This window comes from Mucilaginibacter gossypii (assembly GCF_017569325.2).
In the GTDB taxonomy this organism is placed as follows: Bacteria; Bacteroidota; Bacteroidia; order Sphingobacteriales; family Sphingobacteriaceae; genus Mucilaginibacter; species Mucilaginibacter gossypii.
The window spans coordinates 3430955-3456180 of the sequence record NZ_CP071878.2 but is presented as its reverse complement, the minus strand read 5'-3'; the positions used below and the strand labels follow the sequence as shown (position 1 = coordinate 3456180).

The 25226-nt window shown below is 43.9% G+C and carries 25 protein-coding genes; 14 read left to right on the top strand and 11 right to left on the bottom strand.

Going from position 1 to position 25226, the window contains the following annotated elements; genetic code table 11:
- Positions 1-273: 273 nt before the first annotated feature.
- From J3L18_RS14400 to J3L18_RS14390, 3 genes are all read right to left on the bottom strand, one after another.
- Positions 274-930: a 3-oxoacid CoA-transferase subunit B gene (locus J3L18_RS14400; RefSeq protein ID WP_090523970.1), complete on the bottom strand. Its 657-nt coding sequence runs from the start codon at positions 928-930 to the stop codon at positions 274-276.
- Positions 931-1157: 227 nt separating this feature from the next.
- Complete coding sequence (locus J3L18_RS14395; RefSeq protein ID WP_129572000.1) at positions 1158-1856, bottom strand: CoA transferase subunit A; 699 nt, start codon at positions 1854-1856, stop codon at positions 1158-1160.
- 345 nt (positions 1857-2201) lie between these two features.
- Positions 2202-3569, bottom strand: coding sequence for an IS110 family RNA-guided transposase (locus J3L18_RS14390; RefSeq protein ID WP_223266314.1), 1368 nt, complete (start codon positions 3567-3569; stop codon positions 2202-2204).
- 349 nt (positions 3570-3918) lie between these two features.
- On the opposite strand from J3L18_RS14390, the gene J3L18_RS14385 reads away from it, so the two are divergent.
- Positions 3919-4476 (top strand): hypothetical protein, encoded by a 558-nt coding sequence (locus J3L18_RS14385; protein ID WP_129571922.1) that lies wholly within the window; start codon positions 3919-3921, stop codon positions 4474-4476.
- 146 nt (positions 4477-4622) lie between these two features.
- Here J3L18_RS14385 and J3L18_RS14380 read toward each other — a convergent pair whose 3' ends face one another.
- The 4 genes from J3L18_RS14380 to J3L18_RS14365 all read right to left on the bottom strand — a co-directional run bounded on the left by J3L18_RS14380 (position 4623) and on the right by J3L18_RS14365 (position 9460).
- The gene (locus J3L18_RS14380) at positions 4623-5708 is read right to left on the bottom strand and encodes an SGNH/GDSL hydrolase family protein (RefSeq protein WP_129571921.1); all 1086 of its coding nucleotides are present in this window, start codon (positions 5706-5708) and stop codon (positions 4623-4625) included.
- Between the two features lie 277 nt (positions 5709-5985).
- On the bottom strand, positions 5986-6348 hold the full coding sequence (locus tag J3L18_RS14375) for a VOC family protein (RefSeq protein WP_208102442.1): 363 nt from the start codon (positions 6346-6348) through the stop codon (positions 5986-5988).
- Between the two features lie 168 nt (positions 6349-6516).
- Complete coding sequence (locus J3L18_RS14370) at positions 6517-8880, bottom strand: endonuclease MutS2 (RefSeq protein WP_129571920.1); 2364 nt, start codon at positions 8878-8880, stop codon at positions 6517-6519.
- A gap of 4 nt (positions 8881-8884) precedes the next feature.
- Complete coding sequence (locus tag J3L18_RS14365) at positions 8885-9460, bottom strand: DUF4296 domain-containing protein (protein ID WP_090523992.1); 576 nt, start codon at positions 9458-9460, stop codon at positions 8885-8887.
- Between the two features lie 43 nt (positions 9461-9503).
- Here J3L18_RS14365 and J3L18_RS14360 point away from each other — a divergent pair, with 43 nt between their 5' ends.
- The 5 genes from J3L18_RS14360 to J3L18_RS14340 all read left to right on the top strand — a co-directional run bounded on the left by J3L18_RS14360 (position 9504) and on the right by J3L18_RS14340 (position 14107).
- Entirely contained in the window at positions 9504-10193 is a 690-nt protein-coding gene (locus J3L18_RS14360) for a YggS family pyridoxal phosphate-dependent enzyme (RefSeq protein WP_129571919.1), read from the top strand.
- A 392-nt stretch (positions 10194-10585) separates the two neighbouring features.
- Entirely contained in the window at positions 10586-11104 is a 519-nt protein-coding gene (locus tag J3L18_RS14355; RefSeq protein WP_129571918.1) for a GNAT family N-acetyltransferase, read from the top strand.
- Between the two features lie 10 nt (positions 11105-11114).
- Positions 11115-11912, top strand: a complete 798-nt coding sequence (locus J3L18_RS14350) for a PdaC/RsiV family protein (protein ID WP_129571917.1) — start codon at positions 11115-11117, stop codon at positions 11910-11912.
- A complete protein-coding gene (locus J3L18_RS14345) occupies positions 11913-13169 on the top strand; it encodes an aspartate kinase (protein ID WP_129571916.1) in 1257 nt (418 codons plus the stop codon). It begins immediately after the preceding gene.
- Positions 13170-13246: 77 nt separating this feature from the next.
- The gene (locus tag J3L18_RS14340) at positions 13247-14107 is read left to right on the top strand and encodes a YitT family protein (protein ID WP_129571915.1); all 861 of its coding nucleotides are present in this window, start codon (positions 13247-13249) and stop codon (positions 14105-14107) included.
- A 97-nt stretch (positions 14108-14204) separates the two neighbouring features.
- On the opposite strand, the gene J3L18_RS14335 is transcribed toward J3L18_RS14340, so the two are convergent.
- Positions 14205-14588 (bottom strand): acyl-CoA thioesterase, encoded by a 384-nt coding sequence (locus J3L18_RS14335; protein WP_090524011.1) that lies wholly within the window; start codon positions 14586-14588, stop codon positions 14205-14207.
- A 51-nt stretch (positions 14589-14639) separates the two neighbouring features.
- The gene (locus tag J3L18_RS14330; RefSeq protein WP_129571914.1) at positions 14640-15638 is read right to left on the bottom strand and encodes a beta-ketoacyl-ACP synthase III; all 999 of its coding nucleotides are present in this window, start codon (positions 15636-15638) and stop codon (positions 14640-14642) included.
- A 221-nt stretch (positions 15639-15859) separates the two neighbouring features.
- Here J3L18_RS14330 and J3L18_RS14325 point away from each other — a divergent pair, with 221 nt between their 5' ends.
- The 3 genes from J3L18_RS14325 (at position 15860) to J3L18_RS14315 (ending at position 17874) form a co-directional block, all read left to right on the top strand.
- Positions 15860-16588, top strand: a complete 729-nt coding sequence (locus tag J3L18_RS14325) for a dioxygenase family protein (protein ID WP_129571913.1) — start codon at positions 15860-15862, stop codon at positions 16586-16588.
- 61 nt (positions 16589-16649) lie between these two features.
- The gene (locus J3L18_RS14320; protein ID WP_129571912.1) at positions 16650-17171 is read left to right on the top strand and encodes a hypothetical protein; all 522 of its coding nucleotides are present in this window, start codon (positions 16650-16652) and stop codon (positions 17169-17171) included.
- A 1-nt stretch (position 17172) separates the two neighbouring features.
- Complete coding sequence (locus J3L18_RS14315) at positions 17173-17874, top strand: pirin family protein (RefSeq protein WP_129571911.1); 702 nt, start codon at positions 17173-17175, stop codon at positions 17872-17874.
- Positions 17875-17989: 115 nt separating this feature from the next.
- On the opposite strand, the gene J3L18_RS14310 is transcribed toward J3L18_RS14315, so the two are convergent.
- Both J3L18_RS14310 and J3L18_RS14305 read right to left on the bottom strand, forming a co-directional pair.
- The gene (locus tag J3L18_RS14310) at positions 17990-18754 is read right to left on the bottom strand and encodes an SDR family NAD(P)-dependent oxidoreductase (protein ID WP_129571910.1); all 765 of its coding nucleotides are present in this window, start codon (positions 18752-18754) and stop codon (positions 17990-17992) included.
- Positions 18755-18858: 104 nt separating this feature from the next.
- The gene (locus J3L18_RS14305; RefSeq protein WP_129571909.1) at positions 18859-19650 is read right to left on the bottom strand and encodes a carbon-nitrogen hydrolase family protein; all 792 of its coding nucleotides are present in this window, start codon (positions 19648-19650) and stop codon (positions 18859-18861) included.
- Positions 19651-19839: 189 nt separating this feature from the next.
- Between J3L18_RS14305 and J3L18_RS14300 the strand changes: the two genes are divergently transcribed.
- The 5 genes from J3L18_RS14300 (at position 19840) to J3L18_RS14280 (ending at position 25222) form a co-directional block, all read left to right on the top strand.
- Complete coding sequence (locus J3L18_RS14300) at positions 19840-20883, top strand: NAD(P)-dependent alcohol dehydrogenase (RefSeq protein WP_091163319.1); 1044 nt, start codon at positions 19840-19842, stop codon at positions 20881-20883.
- A 148-nt stretch (positions 20884-21031) separates the two neighbouring features.
- Positions 21032-21592 carry a dihydrofolate reductase family protein gene (locus J3L18_RS14295; protein WP_129571908.1) on the top strand — a complete coding sequence of 187 codons (561 nt, stop codon included), beginning with the start codon at positions 21032-21034 and terminating at the stop codon, positions 21590-21592.
- Positions 21593-21695: 103 nt separating this feature from the next.
- Positions 21696-22232 (top strand): hypothetical protein, encoded by a 537-nt coding sequence (locus tag J3L18_RS14290; protein WP_129571907.1) that lies wholly within the window; start codon positions 21696-21698, stop codon positions 22230-22232.
- A 198-nt stretch (positions 22233-22430) separates the two neighbouring features.
- Positions 22431-23741: an SWIM zinc finger family protein gene (locus J3L18_RS14285; protein ID WP_129571906.1), complete on the top strand. Its 1311-nt coding sequence runs from the start codon at positions 22431-22433 to the stop codon at positions 23739-23741.
- Positions 23741-25222, top strand: coding sequence for a DUF5691 domain-containing protein (locus J3L18_RS14280; RefSeq protein ID WP_129571905.1), 1482 nt, complete (start codon positions 23741-23743; stop codon positions 25220-25222). The genes J3L18_RS14285 and J3L18_RS14280 overlap by 1 nt, the downstream gene beginning before the upstream one ends.
- The last annotated feature ends 4 nt before the right edge of the window (positions 25223-25226 follow it).

Sequence of the window (25226 nt, the reverse complement as noted above, 5' to 3'; positions counted from 1 at the left end):
ATAGGTATTAATGAGCTCCCTACGGTCGGTTGTCTTCGTGCTTTATGATGACGTCATTGTAAATAATTGATTATCAAGTTGGTTTTTTGGGCCTGTTTTGTGATATGGGCGTTGCCTGTGGCCCGCGCTATACGCTCATACTGCACGGGCATTAGCCACAAGGCCGGTATCCGCTGCTATCGCTAACGCGCCAGACACACCATCGCTAAGATATATTTTATACGTCATCACGGTGTTTTTCAGGATTTCCTTGATGGTTACTCAATGACGTGACTACAGAATTATTTCCGGCACGTCGCCTTCAATAATGAGCTTCCCTGCCGTAGCCTGTTTAATTTCTTCAACACTTACTCCCGGAGCCCTTTCAATAAGCCTGAAACCACCTTCGGGCAAAACGTCAAATACACCCAGCTCCGTCACGATTTTTTTAACGCAGTGTACGCCGGTGAGGGGAAGGGTACACTGGGGCAGCAACTTTGATTCGCCCGCTTTGTTTACGTGCTGCATGGCTACAATGATATTTTCGGCCGACGCTACAAGATCCATAGCGCCACCCATACCTTTAACCATTTTACCGGGGATTTTCCAGTTGGCTATATCCCCATTTTCGGATACTTCCATAGCGCCAAGGATGGTAAGGTTTACCTTTTTAGCCCTGATCATCCCAAAACTCATGGCCGAATCAAATATGGCCGATCCTGGCAGCATGGTGATGGTTTGTTTGCCTGCATTAATGGTATCCGGGTCTTCCTCCCCCTCAAAAGGGAAAGGTCCCATCCCCAATAAACCATTTTCGGATTGTAATACCACATCCATGGTATCCGGTATATAATTGGCTACCAGCGTTGGGATGCCAATGCCGAGGTTAACATAATAACCGTCTTTTATTTCTTTTGCAATTCGCTTTGCGATGCCTTGTTTGTCAAGCATGATTTTCTTTATTAAATCATGTCATTGCGAGGTACGAAGCAATCGCATGCTATACAGGGCGGCTATGCCTCTGTGCGATTGCCACGCTACGCTCGCAATGACATGTGGCGTTTTATTAATTATGTCATTGAGGAACGAGGCAATCGCTTGCTATACAGAGAGACTTGTATAGTCGCTCTGCCAATCGGGGATTGCTTCGTGTCTCGCAATGACGTGGTGTTTGATATTTATTGTTTACTTCTCACCGTTGCATGCTCAATTCGTTTTTCGTAGTTGGCCCCCTTAAAAACCCTGTGTACATAAATACCCGGTGTATGGATATGATCCGGATCAAGTTCGCCGGGTTGTACCAGTTCTTCCACTTCGGCAATGGTTACCTTACCGGCCATAGCCATTACCGGGTTAAAATTGCGCGCGGTAGAGCGATATACCAGGTTGCCCATGGTATCGCCTTTCCATGCCTTTACAATGGCGAAGTCGGCATTAAAGGCCATTTCCATTAAATAATCTTTACCGTTAAAGTTGCGCACTTCCTTGCCTTCGGCCACTTCGGTGCCAATACCTGCGGGGGTGAATATGGCGGGCATGCCGTAACCGGCGGCCATACAGCGGGTGGCCAGCGTACCTTGTGGTATCAGTTCCACTTCAAGCTCGCCGCTTAGTAACTGGCGTTCAAATTCGGCGTTTTCGCCCACGTACGATGAGATCATTTTTTTTACCTGGCGCTGCTTCAGCATCAGGCCGATGCCGAAGTCATCAACCCCGGCATTATTGGAGATACAGGTGAGTTGCTTAACCCCCTTTTTTACCAGGGCGGCAATGCAATTTTCGGGCAATCCGCATAAGCCGAAGCCGCCCAGCATAAGGGTCATACCATCGGAAATGTCGCGGATGGCCTCATCGGCACCACTAACTACTTTATTCATATATTATAATTGGTTGCTATAAATTTAAGTAAAATAAGCCTGAAGCTTATGGTTATGTAGATAACTTATTAGGGCAGGTTTGTGTTTTATGAATGTAAGCGTATTACATTGTTTTAACTTAAGCTTTTGAAGGATGGAATGGAAATGGGCGATCGGGGCCACAAGTCAGCTCTGCACCACCCTGCACACAAGACTTGCGCCAAAAGAGTGTAAACAAATAACGGAAATAAACTTATGTCATTGAGGAGGGACGACGAAGCAATCGCATTGCTATACAGGGCGGCCCTGCGTCCGTGCGATTGCCACGCTATCGCTTATAATGACGTGTCTGTAAGAGATTCATAATCAAGCTGCTTTTTGGAGTGTAAGACCAAGTTTTTGCGCTTCTTTTTGCAGACGGCTGATCTTTCTTGCCTTTTGAACCTCTACATCTTGCTGGACTTTAGTGACATCGTAGGCTTCCTGTTTAAGTACCATATTATAAAATATCACGGCTATTTTCCTGGCCACTGCTTTAATAGCTTTTGCCTTTCCCTTAGTTGCAGCTAATTTTCGGTATTGCTGCCCTAACGGCCCCTTGCTTTGCCACAGGCAGTTTGCCGCCAACCTGAAAGCCTGCGTAGCCGGGTTGTGGGTGATCCGTTTTTCATAGCCTACGAGCTTGCCTCCTGTTATTTTAGGACGGGGTGACAGGTTTAACCAACTTGTAAAATGGCCTGCGGTAGGCCATTTGCTCATCTCAGGCCCTGTTACTGCCAGTATCGTTAGCAAGCCGATCTCATCCAAGCCTTCCACTGCTGTCAGGTCCACGCCCAAAATTGCTACCAGGTAATCTTTTAAGTTGATATGATATTGATTCTTGCGGACCATGCCTTGTTTCTTTGAGCTTTTTATCTCCGGTGCCAATAGTTTAAGCGTTTGTTCGATGTGCTGTTCGTAATAAAGCATCTGCTCTTTAAAAAAGTCGTATGCCTTTAGGCTGCCCCTAAGTGTATTGATCTGGCTGTCCCGGTAGTCTCCCTCAAGAGAATGGAGCAATTCCTGCTGACTTGCTTTCAGCCGTTTATGATCGATACTACAAAGCAGTTTTTCCGGATCTGAGATCCCTGAGCAGATCATCCGCAAAAGCTTCATGCCGCATACACCTTCAATATCGCTGATCAGGTGCTGGAACTTGATATTCATTTTGGTCAGGGTGTTTTGGATACGGTTGAGTGTATCGCTTTTTTGGTCCTGGCAGATCTGCCTTTCATGGATATATTGCCGCAGGTCCTGGTAACAGGCCGGAGCAATATGTGATTCGCGTAAAAGACCATGGGTAAGCAGCTTATGCAACCACTGTGCATCATTAATATCCGTTTTTCGTGCCGATACATTCCGATAATGGCTTGGGTTGATCATCACCACCTTTATGCCCCGGGACTCAAGGATACTATGCAGGGGCATCCAATAGTTGGCGGTTGATTCCATCGTTACGATCTCCACCTTTTCCCCCTGTAGCAAGTCGGCCAGTTTATTAAGACTGGAGGTAAAACTGTCAAACTGTTTCAGGTGGATCTGATCCCTGGAATCAGTGTAAGATACGACCATGAGCATACTCCCTACATCGATCCCGGCTGATCTGGGGTAAAGAATCCCAAATCGTTCCATCTTTTTTGAACCTGCAGGAGTTCCTGCCCCCTTCTTCTTTTTGTTTTGTTTAGCTTTGCCCATATTTTTAAAAAACAGGGCAAACTCTGCCGCTTTAAAAAGTCTAAGCTTAAAAGCGCGGTAAACCACCAGTTGGTCAGAACTGGTGGTTCCCTATAATGTTTTTTGCAAAAAGCGACAGTCCCAAACTCGCAAGCGGGCTCTTAAAGGCCCCAAGGGTTATACGGGGTGTGTAGTTTGCCCGATGTTCAAGACAAATATCTTACTTCTCATCGCAATGCATGTCATTTCATTTTTTTTCAGGGCTTCCCTGATGGTTACTCGCAATGACATGGGGACAATTGATTTATAGGTTTTATTAAAACAAATAGAAATTAATTTTATTATTAATTAATATATCAAATAAAAACCTATGGAATTACGAGATGACGAGTTCAGGAGCGACGAGCTTAAACGCCACGAACATGAAGAAAACAAACCCAATGCTTACCGGGTGGATGACGACAATAATGAGGACGAAAAAGACCTGAAACGAAGTTATCTGTTTGGTAGCTCAGAAATGAAAAGCCCCAATGACCCAGGTATGGAAGGAAACGGTATGGGAGGCCAAAACTTTGGTCAAAACAATATCACCCCGGCCGGTAACGATAAAGACAATCCGTCACAAATGGCGGGCAATAATAACGAATACTTTAACCGCACCCAGCCTGCCGAGGAACATCCCGAAAACAGCAATTTTAAAGATCCTAACCAGGCAGGTAACGCCAACTACGGCAATGTGATCAACGTGTCACAAAACGGCCGTTCGGATGAGGACAATGGACAAACGGAAACCAGTAATAGCAAGCCCAACCCGCAGCAGCAATACCAGGAAGGAACTGCCGACGATGACGGGGATGCCAGCAAAAAGCAACAAACCAATATTCCAGGACCTAATGAGCTGCCTGATCAGCAGAAGGTAGGGGAGTAAGGTAAAATTTTATGTCATTGCGAGGAGCGAGTCGGAATGAGCCTTGGGGCGACGTGGCAATCTCGTCGTTTTGCAATACGAAAAGCATATTTGCCCTGTATTGCTACGAGATTGCCGCGTTACGCTCAATGACATGGTTTTATATTTTACCACTTAACCGTCTTTTCCATAAAAGCGATCAAATCATCGGCCATAGCTTGCTGCTCTTTCAGGCTCGGATGCCCCGGCGTATTTTTATAAGGAATAAAGTGCGTGTAAATGCCTTTATCATTTAAAGCAGCAACGGCCTTCTCAATATAACCCGGCCATGGCGAACCTGCTTTGGTTGCATCCATGCTGCCCAGCGCGCAAATGATCTGTGCTTTAGGATATACCTTGCGGATACTTTTTACAAACTCTTTATAAGCTTTAATGATCTGCTCCGGCTCGGGGGCTTTACTGCCAAAGCGCTCTTTAAACTGTGGATTGCTGGGTTGGTTTACAATCCACGAATCATTTTGAAACAAGTTGATCACTACTACATCGGGCGTATACTTTTTGAAATTCCAGGTGCTTGTTGGGTCTGTTGGATCAAGGCGGTTATACATTTCGGGCATAATGAGCGGGAACCAGCTCACGGTAATGCCGATCCCACTTTTAGAGGTGCAAACATACTGTGCATTAAAGTGACGGGCAGTAAGGGCCGCGTAGCTAAGGTAGCCGTTTTCATAAGGGGCGCTGCCACGATCCTGCCCGGTGGTGTCCTCATCGGCATAACCGCAGGTAATGGAGTTGCCGAAAAATTCGATCTTACGTTTTTTAGCCTCTGGTGCAGTTAATGCAGTAGCTTCTTTGGCCAAGGTGAACTGATAAAAAAGGGTTTTGCCTTTGTCCCATTCGGTACGTTTAAACAGTTCGAGGGTGTGCTTACCGCTCGGCAGGTTCTCAGCGAGTGTATAAGCCTGTTTGGTATTATCAAGGTGAATGGTGTTTACAACCTTGTCATCAACAATGATGGTAAAATAGTTTTCGCCCCGTTCATCCTGCATCACAGCCGATGCGCCGGTTCCGTCAAAACTAATTTTTAATGATGAGCCCGTCCAGTAAAGTTCGGCAGCTTCATCAGTTTGATTGATCCGCCCGGTGTAGCGGATGCGCTGATCTTTGCTCTTTAAAATAATATTTTGAGCAAGACAGCTTGTTATTGAACCGGTAAAAGCAATGAAAAATACAAGAAAATATAATCTGCGCATCTTTATTAGGGTTTGGCCGCCCTAAAAATAGGAAACTTATGCAAAATCAATGCAGCAAAAAAATCTCCTCTATGCCTATGCCGTTGTTGGTGTTGTCACCAACAACTTCTATTCTTTCAATAAATTATGTTTTTTAATTACGTTACCGTTAATAAAACTGGTAAACAAATTTTGTTGGTGACAACACCAACAACGGCGGGGTTGCCCTAAAAATAGGAAACTTATGCAAAACGCGGATAAGTCATTGGCCTATCCGTAAGTATTTGTTAAGAAATTATCATTCAATCGGCATCCCAAACTGCAGCAGGTAGCCATTATAATCAAAAACGCCGAACTCGCGCATGCCGTAATTAAAATCTTCAATAGGGTAGCAAATTACTGCCCTGTCTTTCAGTTCGCTCCACAATAGATCAACTTTATCTGTCCGGATATAAAATGAGCCGGTAAATTTGGGCACGGTGAACGATGCATTATCAACAGGCAAAGCAAGCATGATTTCGATATCATCACGGCTTACAGTGGCCCAACCCCAGTCCTCATCATAGCCAATGCAGGTAAAACCAAGGTTATTAATATAAAAATCAACACTTTCCCGTACCTGCCGGGTGTATAACATAGGAGCAATAGATTTTAATGACATAGTTTATTTGAAATAAGTTAAGGTTGAATCGGTAAATTAATGCTAACAAATCGTGAACCGTCATTGCGAGGTACGAAGCAATCCCAAACTTTACAGAGCGGCTATGCTAATCGGGGATTGCTTCGTACCTCGCAATGACGAGGCTTTTATGATATTTTAACGTTATGGTTACTTCAAATATACATAAGTTATTCCATCTCCGCCACGATCAGCATGCTCATCTTCCATGCGGTCAACCTGTTCATATTTTTTGAGGTATTGCCTGATCATTTTGCGTAAAATTCCATCGCCTTTACCATGAATGATCTTGAGGTTGTTAAAGCCCATCATCAGTGCACGGTCAAACAGTTTTTCAATGGCGTGAAGCGCATCTTCGGTACGCTGGCCACGTACGTCAATCTCCGGACTAAAACTGGCCATGTCATTGGTGTGCGAACTGAAATTTCGCCTGATCTCTTTAGGTACCGATGATTTGGAAACTTTAATCACGCGTTTCTTTTTAGCAACGGTGCGTAAATCGCCAATGGCAATTACTACATTCTCCTTGATGATCTCTATCACCTGGCCTGTAGTTTCCGAATCGGTGAGTTTCACCCAGTCGCCCGGTTTTAGCTCCTCATCAACAGGGGCAGCAGGTTTTGGCGCCTCAGTTTTAACGGTGTTCTTTTTAAGCTCAACATTCAGATTTTCGCGCAGCTGCTTTGTTTTTTCTTTATCGGCATTGCTGCTCTTTATTTCGGAAATGGTATTTTCAACCAGCTTGTTTGCGTTCAGGATAATGTTCTTGGCCTGATCCTTGGCTTCCTTAATCAGTGTTCGTTTATTTTCTTCGAGATAGCTTTTTAACTTCTCGTTTTCTGCAAGCAGCTCATTAACCTTGCGTTGTTGTTTATCCAGTTTTTGTTTGGTTTCAAAAATAGAACGCTTTTCACGCTCCAGGTCAACCAGCAGGGTGTCCACCTTTTTCTGCCCTTCGCTTATTTTGTTTTTGGCCAGGTTAAGCACGTTTTGCGGCAAGCCTATTTTTTGGGCGATCTCAAACGCATATGAACTTCCGGGCTTGCCAATCTCCAACTGGTACAGCGGCCTCATCTCAACGTTATTGAACAGCATCGAAGCATTTTCGATCCCTTCCGTATTGCTGGCAAATATTTTAAGATTGGAGTAATGGGTAGTTACCATGCCCTTAACCTTTTTTTGGTTAAGGGATTCCAACACGGCCTCGGCAATCGGCCCGCCAAATTGCGGATCGGTACCGGTACCAAATTCATCTATCAGAATGAGAGTTTTACCGTTCGCCTGCTCCACAAAGTTTTTCATTTTTGACAGGTGGGCACTGTACGTACTCAAATCACTTTCTATCGACTGGTCATCACCGATATCGACAAAAAGCTGTTTAAATACACCTACAACACTGGCTTCATCGGCAGGGATGAGTAAACCAGCCTGCACCATCATCTGTAATAAACCAACGGTTTTCATACAAACAGATTTACCGCCCGCGTTAGGTCCCGATACCACGATGATGCGGGTACCTTCATCTATTTGCATATTGAGTGGGACAACCGTTTTTTTCTCGGCCTTAAAATTCAGGAACAACAAGGGGTGACGGGCATTGTATAATTTAACCCTGGCCTCGTTTATCACCTGCGGCATTTCGGCTTCAATATCAATGGCAAACAGCGCTTTGGCACGCACAAAATCAAGCTTGGTTAATAGGCCATGGTACGAGAGCAGCAAAGGTACATAAGGCCTTAACTCGGTAGTTAAAGCGGTAAGGATTTTTACTATTTCGCGGCGGCGTTCAAATTCCAGGTCGCGAATGCGATTGTTGAGTACAAATACCTCTTCGGGCTCAATGTAAACTGTTTGGCCCGAGGCCGACTCATCGTGTACAAAGCCTTTCAGCTTGCGCTTGTTTTCGGCCAGCAGGGGGATCACCAGCCTGCCATCACGCACCGTTAGTGAACCATCGGCAGCCCAGCCGTTTGATGTGGCATTTTTAAAAACCATATCAATCTTTTTGCGGGCTTCCTGCTCGGCTTTGGCAATGCCGGTTGTAATTTCCATTAGTTCGCGCGAGGCGTTGGGCCTGATCTTGCCTTTCTGATCAATTACGGCGTCTATCTTTTTAAGGATTGCCTTTTCAATAGGCAGGTGCTCAAAAAGGGCTTCAAGGTTAGGGTACAAGCCTTCACGCTCGTTAAAATAGGCAATAACGGCAAATACCGTGGTTAACGAAGCCTGAACCTGGTAAAACTCTTCTTCGCTTAAAAAAACGCCCTCTATACGGGCTTTATTGGCAAGGGACTTTATATCGAAAAAATGCTGGATGGGCAGGGCCTCATCATTAACCAGGATATTCTTAAACTCGTTTGCCTGGCTCAGGAATTTATGGATCTGGTCGTAATTGCTCATCACCTGGATCTTGTCAACCATTTGTTGACCCATTTCGCTCAGGCAATGTGCTTTTATCAGTTCTTTTATCTCGGTAAAACCCAGCTTATCTACACTGTTTTGGGGGTAAAGCATCAGGTTATGACTTTAAGTTTTTTAACGAATCGGCTTTGCGGGCTTTCTTGCTTTTGCGGGGATGGAATCTCCTTGCCGAGTCGGTTTTTAGTTTAGTTTTTAAATTTTTCAATGAGTCGGCTTTGCGGGCTTCCGTGTTTTCATGCGGATGCATTTTTCTTGCCGAATCTATTTTAGTTTTAATATTTAAGTTTTTTAGCGAATCGAGCTTACGCGTAGCCTTGCTCTGTTCTGTTTGCACTTTGGCAAGCGAATCGGTTTTACTTTTAATTTTAATATCTACCTGGTCATAAATGGCCAGCAGTTTATCGGGCTGCATGGCGTAGTACCGCATGCTGCGGTTGAAATGCGCGGTATCGGTATGCAGGCGCTGAAACATGGCAATATATTTACCCGCGCCGTATTTATACAAACTATCGGGTATCTGCGTGGTATTATACAGGCTGCCGTCGATGATGTGCATTTCGGTTAACACCGCTGCCATAGCGTCGGGTTTGAGGACATCGTTGGGAATACTTTTGCCATTGCAGGCACATAAAAAAAGTGCTGCAGAAAAAAACAAGGTTATATATTTATGCATTCAGTAATTTAGCGGCTGATTAATTAAGCAAATTTACGGATAAATGAGCATTGCAGATAACATCAAAAGCTTAAAAAAGGAAACGGAAGCAGATAAGGTAATATTATTGGCCGTATCAAAAACAAAACCTGTCAGCGATGTGCAGGAAGCTTATGACGCAGGCCAGCGCCTTTTTGGAGAAAATATTGTGCAGGAGATGGTTGAAAAATATGAGCAACTGCCTAAAGACATCGAATGGCATTTGATTGGTCACCTGCAAACCAATAAGGTAAAGTATATAGCGCCTTTTGTAAGTATGATCCAGTCTGTTGATAGCCTGAAGCTTTTGCACGAGATCAACAAACATGCTGAAAAAGCCGGAAGAATAATTGACTGCCTTTTGCAAATTTATATAGCCGACGAAGAAACCAAATACGGACTGGGCTTTGATGAAGCAATAGAATTGCTGCGCTCTGAAGAGTTTGCTGCAATGAAAAACGTTCGTATCCGTGGGTTGATGGGTATTGCTACCAATACCGATAACGAAAAGCAGATTAAAGAAGAATATTACGAACTGAACACCTTTTTCGAGGGCATAAAAGTGAGTTATTTCCGGAAAGAGGAAAGCTTTGATATCCTGTCGATGGGTATGTCGTCTGATTATAAACTGGCTATTGAGCAAGGCAGTAATATGGTAAGGCTGGGCAGCACGATATTTGGCGGCAGGGTAATTAAGCATTGGAAAAATAATTAATTAGCCCATCATGTCATTGCGAGCGCAGCGCGGCAATCGCACGAAGGCATAGCCGCCTTGTGTAGTATGCGATTGCTTCGTCATTCTTGCTATGGCCGTTGTTGGTGTTGTTACCAGCAACATGTTTTTTGCAATGAAATTTGAGTGTTCAATTTTTCAAAAACGGGTGTTCAACTTTTAAAGTTGCAAAAAGTTAAGTGGTTGATTGTCAGTTATTATGCGTTCATTGTTGCTTGAATGTGCAGTGGGTGATAAATTAAATATCTCATTATCAATTAGTTTTGTTTTGAAGGTAACTATGAGTGTTCACACCTAAAAAAGTTGAACACCTGTTAAAATAAATATGAAATTGTTGGTGACAACACCAACAACTGCGAAGCGAAAAGATAAAAATGAATAATACAGAAAATAAAATTGAAAGTCAGCCCCCTCTTCAGGGGGCCGGGGGGCTAATTATAAGGGAAGCCATTCAAACCGACTGTCCGCGCCTGATGGAGCTGGTGCATGAGCTTGCCCTCTATGAAAAAGCCCCGGAAGAGGTTACCGTAACCCTGCAGCATTTTGAAGAAGCCGGGTTTGGCCCTAACCCGGTCTGGAAAGCTTTTGTTGCCGAAGTTGACGGCCTTGTGGTTGGTTTTGCCCTATACTATATCCGATACTCCACCTGGAAAGGCTTCCGCATGTACCTTGAAGATCTCATTGTAACTGAAGATATGCGTGGCAAAAAGATCGGCAAACTACTTTTCGACAGGTTGATCCAGGAAGCTAAAGAACGAGGTTTCAGCGGTATGGTTTGGCAGGTACTTGACTGGAATGAACCGGCCATTAACTTTTACAATAAGTACGGCGCGAATATTGAGGCGGGCTGGTTAAATGCTTCGCTTTCAAAAGAGCAGTTGTTAAACTACTAATACTATACCTATGAAAAATCTGTGCCTGGCGTTTTTTCTGGCGATGGGATTATCATCGTGTCAGTGGGGTGTTCCTAATAAAATTCCCGAGAAGTCATTTGATACCTTGCGTTATGCTTATAAAGTAATCAAAGCGCGGGCGGCAGATTGCGGTGCTAAGGCCGATAGCGCCTGTACGGTAGTGAAAATTAACTACCCTGTTTTTGACAGCGCCAAAACTTTAAATGATACCATAACCCGTAAGCTTACATCGATGTTTGCTATGGACGGTAAAGCCGACACCAGCCTGGAACTGATGACCAAAAAGTTCCTGAAATCATATGATGATTTTAAGAAGACTAACGCGCGGTCGGGAATGTTTTTTACGCTGGATGATTCTGTTAAGGTGATCCATCAGGATTCGAGCTTAACAACGCTCGAAGTTCGGGGTTATTCATATACCGGCGGCGCTCATGGCAGCACATCTGTCGGCTTTATAAACTGGGATACCAAAGCCGGTAAAAACCTCAAACTTGATGATATTCTTGTTGACGGGTATCATGATAAATTAAATGCCGTTGCCGAAAAGATTTTCAGGAAGAATGAAAAATTAAGTGATACCGCATCACTCGCCACCAATTATTTTTTTAAGGATAACAAATTCGCGCTCAATACTAATTTTTCTATTACGCCACTCGGGATTAAATTTTTGTACAATCAGTATGATATTAAACCATATGCGGCCGGTATTACCGAATTGTTTATTCCATACGCACAGATCAAATCATTAGTACAGCCGGGTTCGGTTGTAAGCCAATTCATTAAATAAATGCTTGTTTTTAAATTCGGAGGGGCATCAGTTAAAGATGCCGCGGGTGTTACCAACCTTGCTAATGTTGTAAAACAATATACTGGTCAGCAATTGCTCATCGTGGTATCGGCCATGGGCAAAACCACCAACGCGCTCGAAAAGCTTACCAAAGCCTACATGGAGCAAACCGATGATATGCACGGGATCTTTAACGAAATTAAAGAATATCATTACAACATCCTGAGCGGATTATTTGAACCGGGCCACCCTGTATTTGATGAAGTTGCCAATACCTTTGTGGAAATTGACTGGGCCATTGAGGATGAGCCACATGATAGCTATGATTTTGTTTATGACCAGATCGTATCCATTGGCGAACTGGTGTCAACCCGGATAGTTAATGCCTACCTGAACCAGGTTGGCCTCAAAAGTAAATGGCTTGATGTACGCGGATATGTGCATACCGATAATACTTACAGAGAGGGTATAGTAGATTGGGATAAAACTAAAGCAAGTATCAGCAAGGATCTTCCAACCTTACTTGAAAAAAGTATTGTTGTAACCCAGGGCTTTTTGGGCGGCACCTCCGAAAATTTTACCACCACACTTGGTCGCGAAGGGTCTGATTACACAGCATCTATATTTGCAGCTTGCTTAGGTGCCGAATCGGTTACTGCCTGGAAAGATGTTCCAGGCATCCTGAACGCCGATCCGAGATTTTTTGCTGATACGGTTAAATTTGATGAGCTCTCCTATACGGAAGCCATCGAAATGACCTATTATGGCGCCAGTGTCATCCATCCAAAAACCATCAAGCCGTTGCAGAATGCACGGATCCCATTGCTGGTAAAGCCGTTTACAGACCCATCTTCGCCCGGTACAGTAATTAAAGAAGATGGACATAATCAGTTTACCAAGCCGGTGATCATCCTGAAACAAAACCAGGTATTACTGTCAGTATCAGGTAAGGATTACTCTTTTATAACGGAAGATCACCTTAGCGATGTGTTTCGCCTGTTTGCTCAAAACAATGTTAAGGTAAATGTGATGCAAACATCAGCATTAAGTTTTTCGGTTTGCTTTGATTTGAACGAAGAGCGTTTTGAAAAGTTGCTGAACGGCCTAAAACAAGATTTTAAAGTGAAATATAACGATGGGCTAACGCTCATTACTGTACGCCATGACGGGGCGAATACCATTAAGGAATTAACCAAAGGCAAAACTATTTTGCTTGAACAAATTAGCAGGAATACGATACAGGTGGTGGTGAGGTAAAAGTCAAAAATCTCACTTTATCAACATTCGTCAGTGTTCAAATACCTGCTTTTAGCGCCAAAAAGCTATATTTGGGCATGAAGGCAATCAACACGATCAGGGATTCAGCAAATATCGGACTCGGGATTTTATCGGCGGCTTTTGGTCTTAAAGGTTTTTTATTATCGAGCCACTTTATCGACGGAGGTGCTACCGGGGTATCCATGCTGATATCTGATATAACCTCCATCCCCATATCTGTTTTGATCTTTGTTATCAACGTGCCTTTTTTGTGGATCGGTTACCGGAAGCTTGGGCTTTGGTTTGCTATTAAAAGTACTGTGGCCATTGCTTTGCTTTCATTATGCCTTGCAGTAGTGCAATTTCCGGATGTTACTCATGATAAATTACTTACCGCGGTATTTGGCGGCGTATTTATCGGTACCGGCAGTGGGTTGGCCATGCGTGGAGGAGCCGTGCTCGATGGCACTGAAATAGCTGCCGTATTGGTGAGTAAAAAAACACAACTGCTTAAAGTGAGCGATTTTATTTTGTTGCTCAACGTCTTAATATTTGGGGTTGCGGCTTCGGTATTGGGTGTTGAACCGGCTATGTATTCAATATTAACTTATATGGCGGCCGCCAAAATGATCGACTTTTTGCTGAATGGTATTGAGCAATATTCAGGTATTACCGTTATCTCAACCAAGAGCGATGCTATCCGCCGGGCAATAACAGTTACTCTCGGCCGCGGTGTTACCATTTACCAGGGGAAAAGCGGTTATGGTAAAGACGGGCATGTTAACGATCCCCGCGATATTGTATTCACTGTTGCTACCCGTTTGGAAATCCCATCGCTAAAACAAACTATTCTTCGTATCGATCCCAAGGCCTTTATTGTACAGCAAAGTATTGATGATACTACAGGCGGGTTGTTGAAGCGCAAGAAACTACATTAAGAAGCTAAAAAAGAGCTTAAAGCCTAAGGCTGAAAGCTCAAAGCAGTTTTGTATACGGGAAAATCGGGCTTTAGGCCTTAGGCTTTCCGCTTTAAGCTTACAATACGCTTACCGGGTGCTTATGATCATCAATGGCAACAAAGGTAAAAGTGCCGGTGATAGCTTTTTCGCGTACAAAGGAGTACATTTCTTCAATATAGATTTCAACCAAGACTTTTAGGCTGGTATTGCCGATATGGGATATACGGCCAACAAGTTCAATGATGGTACCCGCCGGGATAGGACGGTTAAAGTCGATCCTGTCGGATGATACGGTAACCATTTTTTTGCGGGTGAAGCGGGTGGCCGTAATGAAAGCTACCTCATCCATCATGGCCATTGCCGAACCTCCGAAAAGCGTATCGTAATGATTAGTGTCGCTCGGGAACACTGTTTTGAATATCCGTGATTCGGCTTCTTTAATTCGTTCTTCAGTAGTCATTGAATTGAATTTTAACTCCCTCTCTTTTGGAGAGGGTTGGGGTGAGGGTGCTTATCTCAATTTACCCCATTTTAAATAAGTAGCGCCCCATGAAAACCCAGCACCAAATGCTGTCAGGATCATGTTATCGTTCTCTTTAAAATCTTCTTTGTAATCCCACAACGCCAGCGGGATAGTGGCAGCTGTGGTGTTACCATAACGGTCGATGTTGATCTTAACACGGCTTTCAGGTAGGCCCAAGGCATCACCTACGGCGTGTATAATGCGGTAATTGGCCTGGTGGGGTATTAGCCAGTTAATATCATCTATGGTAAGGTTGTTACGTTGCAGCACAGATGTGCAGCTTTCAGTCATCCCTTTTATGGCAGCTTTGAAGACTACGCGGCCATCCTGGCGTATGTAGTGCAGTTTGCCGTCAATAGTTTCTTCAGATGCCGGGTTCATAGAACCTCCGCCGGGTACATATAAATGTTCCCTGCCGTGCCCATCTGTTTTAAATACACTGTCAATAACGCCAATATCTTCGGTAGATGGTTCAATCAATACCGCGCCGGCGCCGTCGCCAAAAAGGATACAGGTGTTGCGGTCGGCATAGTTTACAATGGCGCTGTTTTGATCGGCACCGATAACTATTACTTTTTTATAACGGTTGCTTTCAACCAGGCTCGAGCCAAGGGTAAAGGCATAAAGGAAACCACTGCAGGCCGCATTAACGTCAGACGCCCAGGCATTGTTTAAACCACATTTATCACAAACGATGCTGGCGGTGGAGATAAGCAGGTAATCGGGAGTTGAGGTGGCTACAATAACACAGTCAATTTCAGAAGGATCAACTTTGGCATTTTCAAGTAAATTTTTTACTGCAAAGGCAGCCATATCTGAAGTAGCCAGTGTTCTGTCGGCGAGGATCCTTCTTTCTTTGATCCCTGTACGTGAAACTATCCAGTCGCTGTTAGTTTCAACCATTTTTTCTAAATCACTGTTAGTTAAAATGTTGTCGGGAACATAGCCGCCTACACCGGTAATCACCGCACTGCTTTTTAATGCCATAAATATTATATACTCTCAAAAAAACATGCAAAGATAGAGAAATTTGACGGTTTAAAGTTGTCATGCAACTGTATGTTTATACAATCTTATCTTCCTGCGCACCGATAATTTGCTGTTTATCGACACAAAAAGGCAGCTAACCGACACATGTTTCAACACTGACTATGCCGCTTTTACTTTTGAATCAACAGATTAGGTTAAACTTAAAAGCAGAACATACAATGGAAAGAAAGAACTTTTTAAAAAGCCTGGTAATCGGCGCAGTGTCATCGTCGGTATTGGTTGAAGCCTGCAAAAAGGATGCTGATACCGCCACAACTACTACCACTTCATCTTCCGGCAGTACCTCGGGTTCAACCGACACAGGCAGTTGCAGTGTTGTGCCTACCGAAACGGAAGGTCCATATCCAACACATTCGCCTGCTTCATATGTAAGGAGCGATATTACCGATGGCCGTACCGGGTATAAACTTACCGTGAAAATTACAATCAACAACAGCAATAATAGCTGTAGTGCACTTTCCGGTGCGCTGGTTGATATCTGGCATTGCGATGCGGAAGGCAATTATTCTGAATATGGCGGCAGCGGCACACAATCAACAAATTATACTTCCGTACATTTTTTGCGTGGCAGGCAAACTACCGATTCAAATGGCCTGGTAACTTTTACTTCTATATTTCCAGGTTGGTATACGGGCAGGGCTACGCATATTCACGTTCATGTGTATAACTCATCGGGTACATCATTGAAAGTAACACAGATCGCTTTTCCGGAAGGTAATGGCACTGCCCTGGCGGCTGTTAGCGGTTATGCTAAAGGCATGAGCGGATATACGTATAATGCCAGTGATAATGTGTTTAGCGATGGGTATACGCTTGAAACTGCTGCTGTTACCGGTAGCACCACCGCCGGTTTTGTATTAGCTATCAGTTTAAGTGTACCTGCTTAAAAAAACATTTGTTTATAACGGAGCGCCGGCTGTCGCCGGCGTTTGTTTTTTGAACCATCATATGCAAAAGCGCGTCATCATTTTATGTTATCGTAAAATCATCGATATCCGGTCAGTCAAGCAATGGGATAAGCTGGTCTTTGAAAGCACCTACCTGGAATTTAAAATGCAGGCCCAGAACTTTAGCCAGGGAACAGCCTATACTTCCTATGCCGAATTGTTAAGAAATGTGCCCAATGCCCAGCGTTTAACCGGTATGGTTATACCATCGGTTACAGGATATATTCAGCAGCTTGGCGGTATTATGCCCGATATTTTAAACAATGTTGGCAGGCGGTTCCTTACGTTCAGCAAGTTTCAGCTGGAGATCATCAATTCGGATATTAGTGATAAGGATAAACACCAGGTGGCTGTTAATTTTTATTCCGAACCGTTGTTTTGGCATGATACCATAGATAATTACCTGCTCATATCCGCTCAACAGGCCGAAAATCAGTTAAATGTCGAAAATAATTGCATATCTACCAACCTTATGCAATTGCAGCCGTATATAAACATAACTTCATTGCAATATCACAATTAACATGGAAAAGATCTCACCGGGACAAATACATTTGGCCGACCAGAGAGGTTTCAGCAAAACCGCAACTCTGCGTCGTTACAGTAGTTTCAATTATGGTAACTATTTTAACGAGCATCGTAAACCCTTTGGCAGCCTGGAGATATGGAATGATGAAATGCTGGCCGGTAGTAGTTCAATTGATGTAGCTGTCGAAAACTCGGGCTGGTTTGTTTTAATGCCGGTAACCGGTGAGTTGTTGTTAAAAAGGGTAAATGGAGATATCCGCCTGATTGATGTTGGAGAGCTGTTTGTAGGTTATGCTGTTGCCGGTGAGCGCCTTGAATTAACTAATCTTTATAAAAGCGATTGGATCAATTATATTTATTTTCAGCTAAAGGATGATGAGGTTATAGATCTACCGCGCGACGCCATTTTTAAATTTGATATTACCAACAGACAAAATGAACTGATCGACCTGGTCCCCACCAATGGAATGCATCCATTTCGATTGCATGTAGGGGTATTTGGCGGGAGGGCTGATGCGCTTTATCAACTTCAAAACTATAGATCGTTGTTTTACGCATTTGTGCTTGCCGGGGCTTTTGAGTTGCAGGGCCGCCTGATGCATGAGCGTGACGGATTGGCGTTATGGCAGTTGGAAGAGGCTGATATGGAAGCGTTAAGCAATAACGCGGTGATTGTGATATTGGAAATATTAAAATAAATCACCTGTTGTAGAGGCGCATTATTGGCCCCTTCTGTAATATACAGCCAACCCCTTACAAAAAGGGTACCTCATTAATTTAACGAGGTACCCCGCTAATCAAGATATTTCTCATTTAAATTGCCATACCACCCGATGCTTCAATACGCTGGCCATTAACCCAACGCGCATCTTCAGTACAAAGGAAAGCTACTACACCGCCGATATCTTCCGCAACACCTGGCCTGCCCAATGCAGTTATGCTGCTTACCATTTTTTGGGTTTCTTCGCTATTGCGCAAATGGCCGCCGCCAAAATCGGTCATGATGGCGCCGGGGGCAACCACATTAGCTCGGATACCTCTTCCGCCGAGTTCTTTAGCCAGGTAACGGGTGAAAATTTCTACCGCGCCTTTCATGGAAGCATAGGCCGAAGAACGCGGAACGGATACCCGCGTCAAGCCGGATGATACATTGACAATACCACCGCCATCAGCCATCAGTGGGATTAGTTTTTGAGTTAAAAAATATACGCCTTTAAAATGCACATTCAATAAATCATCAAAAAAATCCTCGGTAACATCGCTAATGGCGCTGTAACCGCCTTGCCCGGCATTATTAATTAAAAAGTCGATATGATCGGTGCCGAATTTATCCGTCAAAACTTCGCGCAGTTTTTCGGTAAATGCGTCAAAGCTTTTAATTACACCAGTATTGAGTTGCAATGCAGCAGCCTTTGCGCTGCTTTGTTCTGCAAGGTTAACCACCTTTGCTGCTTCCTCTGTATTGGTATTGTAGGTTATAATAACATCTATTCCTTTTTCGGCAAGCCTTAAGGCCATGTCCCGGCCTAAGCCACGGCTGCCGCCGGTAACCACGGCAATTTTATTTCTGTTTTCCATTTCTTTTGTTTTGATACAAAAGTAAAACAGATAGGAGAGGAAGGGTTTGGATAAATCAATCCATTATTTACAAAATTCAAATAATGGGTAAGATATCGGCGCTTTTAGTAATTGTATAACTGTGGTTTAAATCTTTTAGCCAGATAGCCGGTAGCTTTTTGCGGGTCAATATCGGCTATAATTACACCGGTTGTTCCATAAGCCTGGTAAACCACACACGTACCATCCGGCGCTATGACCGAACTTGCTGATTCCGGGTAAAGCGAACCATAATTAGAACTGGCAAAGTAGATGGTGTTTTCCAGCGCCCGCATCATCATGGCTTTTTCGTAATAGGGGTTTGCCATACTGCCCCATTCGGTAAGCAATACCCCATCAGTATTACTGCCCGAAAAATGAGGGTGGAAAACAATGTGCGCGCCATTGCGTGCCGCCCATCTTACCGATTCGGGATAACGGAACCCTTCATGACAAATGGTAATGCCAAATTTTAAGCCATTCACTTCAAAAATACTTCTCTGGGTACCCGGAACCCAAATGGCGTCTTCCGATGGGTCTAATTGATTTTTAGTTTGATATCCAAGCACGTTGCCGGTTTTGGATATTACATGTGCAATGTTTAAAAGCCCGTCTTCGCTGTACCAGTCCATAGGCATAATTACCGCAATATTATTTTCGGCGGCCATCCTGCATACTTTATCCAGCGCCGATCGCAATATTGCCGGTGATGTTGGCTCCGGATCGGCTATCATACCCGGATATGCAGGTATATATGATTCAGGGAAACAGATAACCTCTGCCTGTTGTGACGCTGCATCTTTAATCAGCTTTTCGGCTTGTTGCAGACCGTCATTAATTGATTTCGGAAAAGGCGGGGTGGCAATGGCTATCTTCATGCGGTGTTAATCTATATGCTAAATTAAAGGTTTGCGAATATCTGTGGTTAATATTTATCTCCTCATGTGTCACTTTTTTATTTCAACCCATGCTTGGCCGATATTTATAAAATTATCATTGTACATTTGTAGAGGAGATCCTCTACAAACTCAATAAATCATCATTCACACTACTTAACGTTTACTACTATGATTGAAACTAAAGCGTATGCTGCGCAAGATGAAAATACACCGCTTGCCCCCTGGACTTTTGAGAGGCGCGAAGTTGGTGCTCATGACGTACAGTTTGATATTTTGTACTGCGGCGTTTGCCACTCCGATTTGCACCAGATCAAAAACGACTGGTTCCCCGGCATTTTTCCTATGGTGCCCGGACATGAAATTGTTGGCCGCGTAGTTAAAGTTGGCGAGCATGTAAAAGGTTTTAAAGTTGGCGACCTTGCCGCCACCGGCTGTTTGGTTGACTCATGTCGTACATGCGAAAACTGTAAACGCGACCTTGAGCAATATTGCCTCAATGGCAACTCGCAAACTTATAATGGCCTTGAACAGGATCATAAAACACCTACTTATGGTGGTTACTCAAACACCATTGTTGTTAATGAGGATTTTGTGCTGCACCTTAAGGAAGGAGTTGATCTGGCCGCCGTTGCCCCGTTATTATGCGCCGGCATCACAACCTACTCGCCGCTAAGGCACTGGAAAGTAGGCAAAGGCCATAAGCTTGCCGTGCTTGGCTTAGGTGGTTTAGGCCATATGGCGGTTAAATTTGGTGTTGCCTTTGGTGCCGATGTTACGGTATTAAGTACATCTCCTAAGAAAGAAGAAGACGCTAAAAAATTAGGTGCTCACCACTTTGTGGTAACTACCGATCCAAAACAGGTTGAAGCAGCTAAAAACTCCTTCGATTTTATTTTGGATACCGTATCGGCCGAGCATGACTTTAACATGTACCTATCGTTATTACGTACCGATGGTGTTCATATCTGCGTAGGTGTTCCCCCTAAACCGGCTGAGATTGCTGCGTTCAGTTTATTGGGTGGCCGTAAAAGTTTAGCCGGTTCGGGTATTGGCGGTATCAAAGAAACCCAGGAGATGCTTGATTTCTGTGCCGAAAATAACATTGTTTCGGATATTGAAATGATTGATATCAAGGATATTCACACTGCTTATGACCGTATGGAAAAAGGCGATGTGCGTTACAGGTTTGTAATTGATATGGCTACGTTGTAAAGTAATTTATAATTGATAACAGAAGGCCGTGCGGGAGCATGGCCTTTTTACTATAGTCATATTTACACCCTTTAAAAGTCGCTTTAGCCCCCTGCATACGAACGAGCACCGGTTTAATTTTGATATAAAAAATATAACCACTGATATTATGAGAAATTTAGTATTGTTTATGCACATTTCACTCGACGGTATGGTTGCCCGCACTGATGGCGCTATGGACTGGATCAAAGTCAGCAATGAGCTGTTTGAGTATGCCAACGCCCGCACACAGGTAGCTGACACCGCCCTGTATGGTCGTAAAACTTTTGAAATGATGGATGCCTACTGGCCAACAGCAGCCGATGGGCCAAACCCCTCAAAACATGATATTGAACACGCTACATGGTATAATAATACACTTAAGTATGTAGTGTCTGAAAATGCTGCCGGACAAAATACCGATAAGATTAAATTTATCAGTGACGATGTAAAGGCGCGGATTTCAGACCTCAAAAAACAGGAAGGCGGCGAGATCATCATGTTCGGCAGCCCCGGCCTTGCCCGTTATTTGATGCAGGAAGGGTTGATTGATGAATTTTGGCTGTTTATAAACCCGATAGTGCTTGGCGCCGGTGTTCCGTTGTTTCCTAATGCGGAAATAAAACTTAAACTGGAAAAAAGCACAACTTTCGCCGATGGTGTTCTCGGGGTGCATTATATAAAAGAGTAGTGTTTTGCAGGTAGATATCTTACCGTTATAAAAAAAACTGCAACCCGAGGCAACGCCTTTGCTAAAATGGTAGTAATCATTATGTACACAAACATATTACTACATGAAATTACTATCAAAGCTAACAGCAGCGGCCCTTGTGACAGGAACACTGTTTTTTTCAAATACGGTAAAAGCGCAAACCACTCCTGCAAATGCGTTCCGTTTAGGTTTAGGAATTGAAACCGGCTTGCCTACAGGTGTAGCAAAAATTGGCACTACTTTTACCTTAGGTGGTACAGCCCGTTTACAATACGGTATAAGCAATAGTTTTGCGCTTACTTATACTATGGGCGGGTATCATTTTTTTCAGAAAGAAAATCCTGCTACGGGTAAACGCTATCCAAGCTATGGCGAAATTCCGATTAAATTTGGTTTCAAAGAGTTTTTTGTACCAAGTGTATATGTTGCCGGCGAAGCAGGTATCGCTTACGAAAAACTGGAAGAAGGCTGGGGCCCGCACAGACTTGATCTTTCGCCTGGTATAGGCTGGGCCAATAAAACCTGGGATGTAAGTGTACGCTATGAAAACTTTTCGGGTGCTAATCAGGATCATTTTGGTATGGTTGGCCTGCGTTTAGCCTACGGGTTTGCTTTATAATTTCGCACTTAATGTAACGATTAACTAATATGACCTAACAAACACCCGGGTTACCCGGGTGTTTGTTAGGTTGACTGGCCCTCTTTCGGTTATTACCGGAGGAGGGTTTTTGTTTATTTTCGGGTTGACAGCTAATTATTTTATCCTGATTTTAGGAACGAGAAACCTAACCCGTTTTTTTACTAAACATCACAAGTTTTGCAGCTAACAGAAGATCAGATATACGCTCTCGCACCTGATGAAGCTTCAAAAAAAGCAGGTCGTGATTTGGCTAACCCGACCAAATGGGTAAGCAAAGGTATTAGTGAAGAAGCCCTTTGGGGCGAATGCCAGGGCAGCGGCAGCAAACCTTACCAAACTCAGGTTGATCTTGGCGCTATCGCCTTTAAATGTTCATGCCCCAGTCGTAAATTTCCATGTAAGCATGGCTTAGGCTTAATGCTTTTATGTGCGAGGCAACCAGGCTTATTTGCCAAATCAACAATGCCTGCCTGGGTAAGCGACTGGATAAACAAACGAGCCGAAAAAGAAGAAAAAAAAGTTGAAAAGGCGGCCGAAAAACCTGTAGATGAAAGCGCTCAGGCTAAACGTGTACAGGTACGTGAACAAAAAGTAAGTGCAGGGATAGCCGAACTAATGGTTTGGATCAAGGATATTGTACGCGGCGGAATTTTAACCATCCCCGAAAAAACGCCGGCTTACTGGGATAACATGGCCCGCCGTATGGTTGATGCCCAGGCATCGGGATTGGCTGGTATGGTGAGGAACCTTGGTGCTACCAACTTTTGGAACGAAGGCTGGCAAAGTGGCTTCATAGATAAATTACTCCAATTATATTTAGTTGCAGAGGGGTACAATAACATTCAAAATATTGACCCGGATTTGCAGCAGGATTTACGCGCTGTCATAGGTTTCACCACCAACCAGGAAGAGCTGCGGGCGCAAACAGGTGTAAGGGATACCTGGCTTGTTATTGGAAAGGAAAGTCGCGATGAGCAGCAACTGACCATTGAGCAAAACTGGCTTTACGGTTTAAAAACCAACAGGTATGCGCTGGTGCTGCAATTTACGGTTAAAGGGCAATTCCCGCCGCTTAACTTTTCGCCGGGAATATACCTGGATGCTACCCTGGTGTATTTCCCGTCGGCCCTGCCGTATCGTGCTATCGTTAAGGATTATAATATCATAAGGCAAATCGATAACGTTAACATAAAAATATTTGCAGGCTGGCAGCAAGTTGCCGGTTATGAAACCATACTAAACAGCCGTTTGCCATTTCGCAGCGAAATGCCCCTTGTTATAGCATCGCTAACACCGGTTTTTTACCAAAAGCAATGGTGGCTACAGGATAGCGAAGGCTGCCTCTGTAAAATATCAGCAAGTTATACCAACATCTGGCAACTGATTGCCATAAGCGGAGGCGACCCGGTAAACATGGCCGTCATCGGTAGAGAAAATGAATATCGCCCGATTGGCGTTTGGCATCAAAATAATTACAAAAGTATCTGATGAAGGCCTGGGAAAGTATCATAAACACCGCAATGCTGGGTACTGATAAACCTACACCTGCTATTGCTGATTTGCCGGAAGAAGTAGCCCTGATCGCTAATGTGATAGAGGCCTCAGCAGGCTTAGATAAAGAAGAACGCTACCTGCAAAAAGCTGCTGTGATCTACAATTACAGGCAATCGGGTTTTGTACCCTTTCAAAAAAATGATCTGCCGGCTAATAAAGCGCCTGCAGAAACAAGACCGTACTGTTCACCCGAAGCCGCCGGGGTTTTGAACGCCATATTGGGCGAGGAGAACGATCAATTACTACAATTGTGGTTAATGCAATGCTGTAAATCAGGGCAATTACTATTGCCTGATGTATTGCCGGTCGTATTTGAAAAAGCACAAAAGGAGATGGCATTGCGCAAAGTTGTTATTGAATGCAGTGGTAACAGGGGAGTTTGGCTTAGCAAAATGAACCTTATGTGGAACTGGTTTACTACTATAGCCGATGAGGAACTATGGCAAATGGGTACGCCAGCCCAGCGTTCAGAAATATTGAAAAGCTTAAGGCTGAGTGAGCCCGCCAAAGCTTTAGAATGGCTGCAGCAAACGTGGGAGCAGGAGAATGCAGCCGGTAAATTGGAATTGCTTAAAGCCATGAAAGTGAATAGTAATGCTAATGACCTGCCATGGTTGGAGGGCTTGCTCAACGAAAAAGGGCAAAAGGTTAAAGATGAAGCTTTGGCCCTGCTCAAAAGTATTTCTGGTTCGTCGGTTGTTAAACAGTATCAGCAGTTGCTACGTGAATCTGTATCGCTAAAAAAAGAAAAGGCCTTATTAGGTTTAACTACCAAAACTTCCATCCAAATAAAACTTCCCGCCGTAGTTGACGAAAGCATCTACAAATCGGGCATCGAAAAATTATCGGGGCCTAAAAGTACGGTAACTGACGAAAACTATGTTGTTTATCAGCTCATCAGCAGCGTGCCGCCTGCGTTTTGGGAAGATCAGTTTGAAGCAACGCCCATTCAGATAGTTGAATATTTTGAAAAATATGCACCTGCTATGGTACCGGCTTTGGCCAATGCGGTAGCAAAGTTTGGGCAAAAGAATTGGGTGCCGTTTTTTCTCGGGCAAAATATGTTCTATCCGGATTTTGTTGAAATGCTAAGCGGCAGGGAACAGGAAAAATACCTGCTGAAAGCCCTGAGCAGTGATCCGCAAAATACAATTGCTCATGCCATCCGCATTAGTGATGAATGGGGCACCGAGTTTGCGGTTTCGGCCTTGCTTAAAATGGCTAACTGGCCTTACGAATATAATCGTGGTTTTTTTACCCGGTATATCAGCCTGGTCCCTGTCGGGGCTTTGAAACATGTCGAAAACATTACATCACAGCAGGTTAACCTCCAGCCAGCCTGGGATAAAACCCGCAATCACTTAATTAATTTACTCAACTTAAAACAGCAAACGCTTAAAGCCTTTAACGCATAAAAAC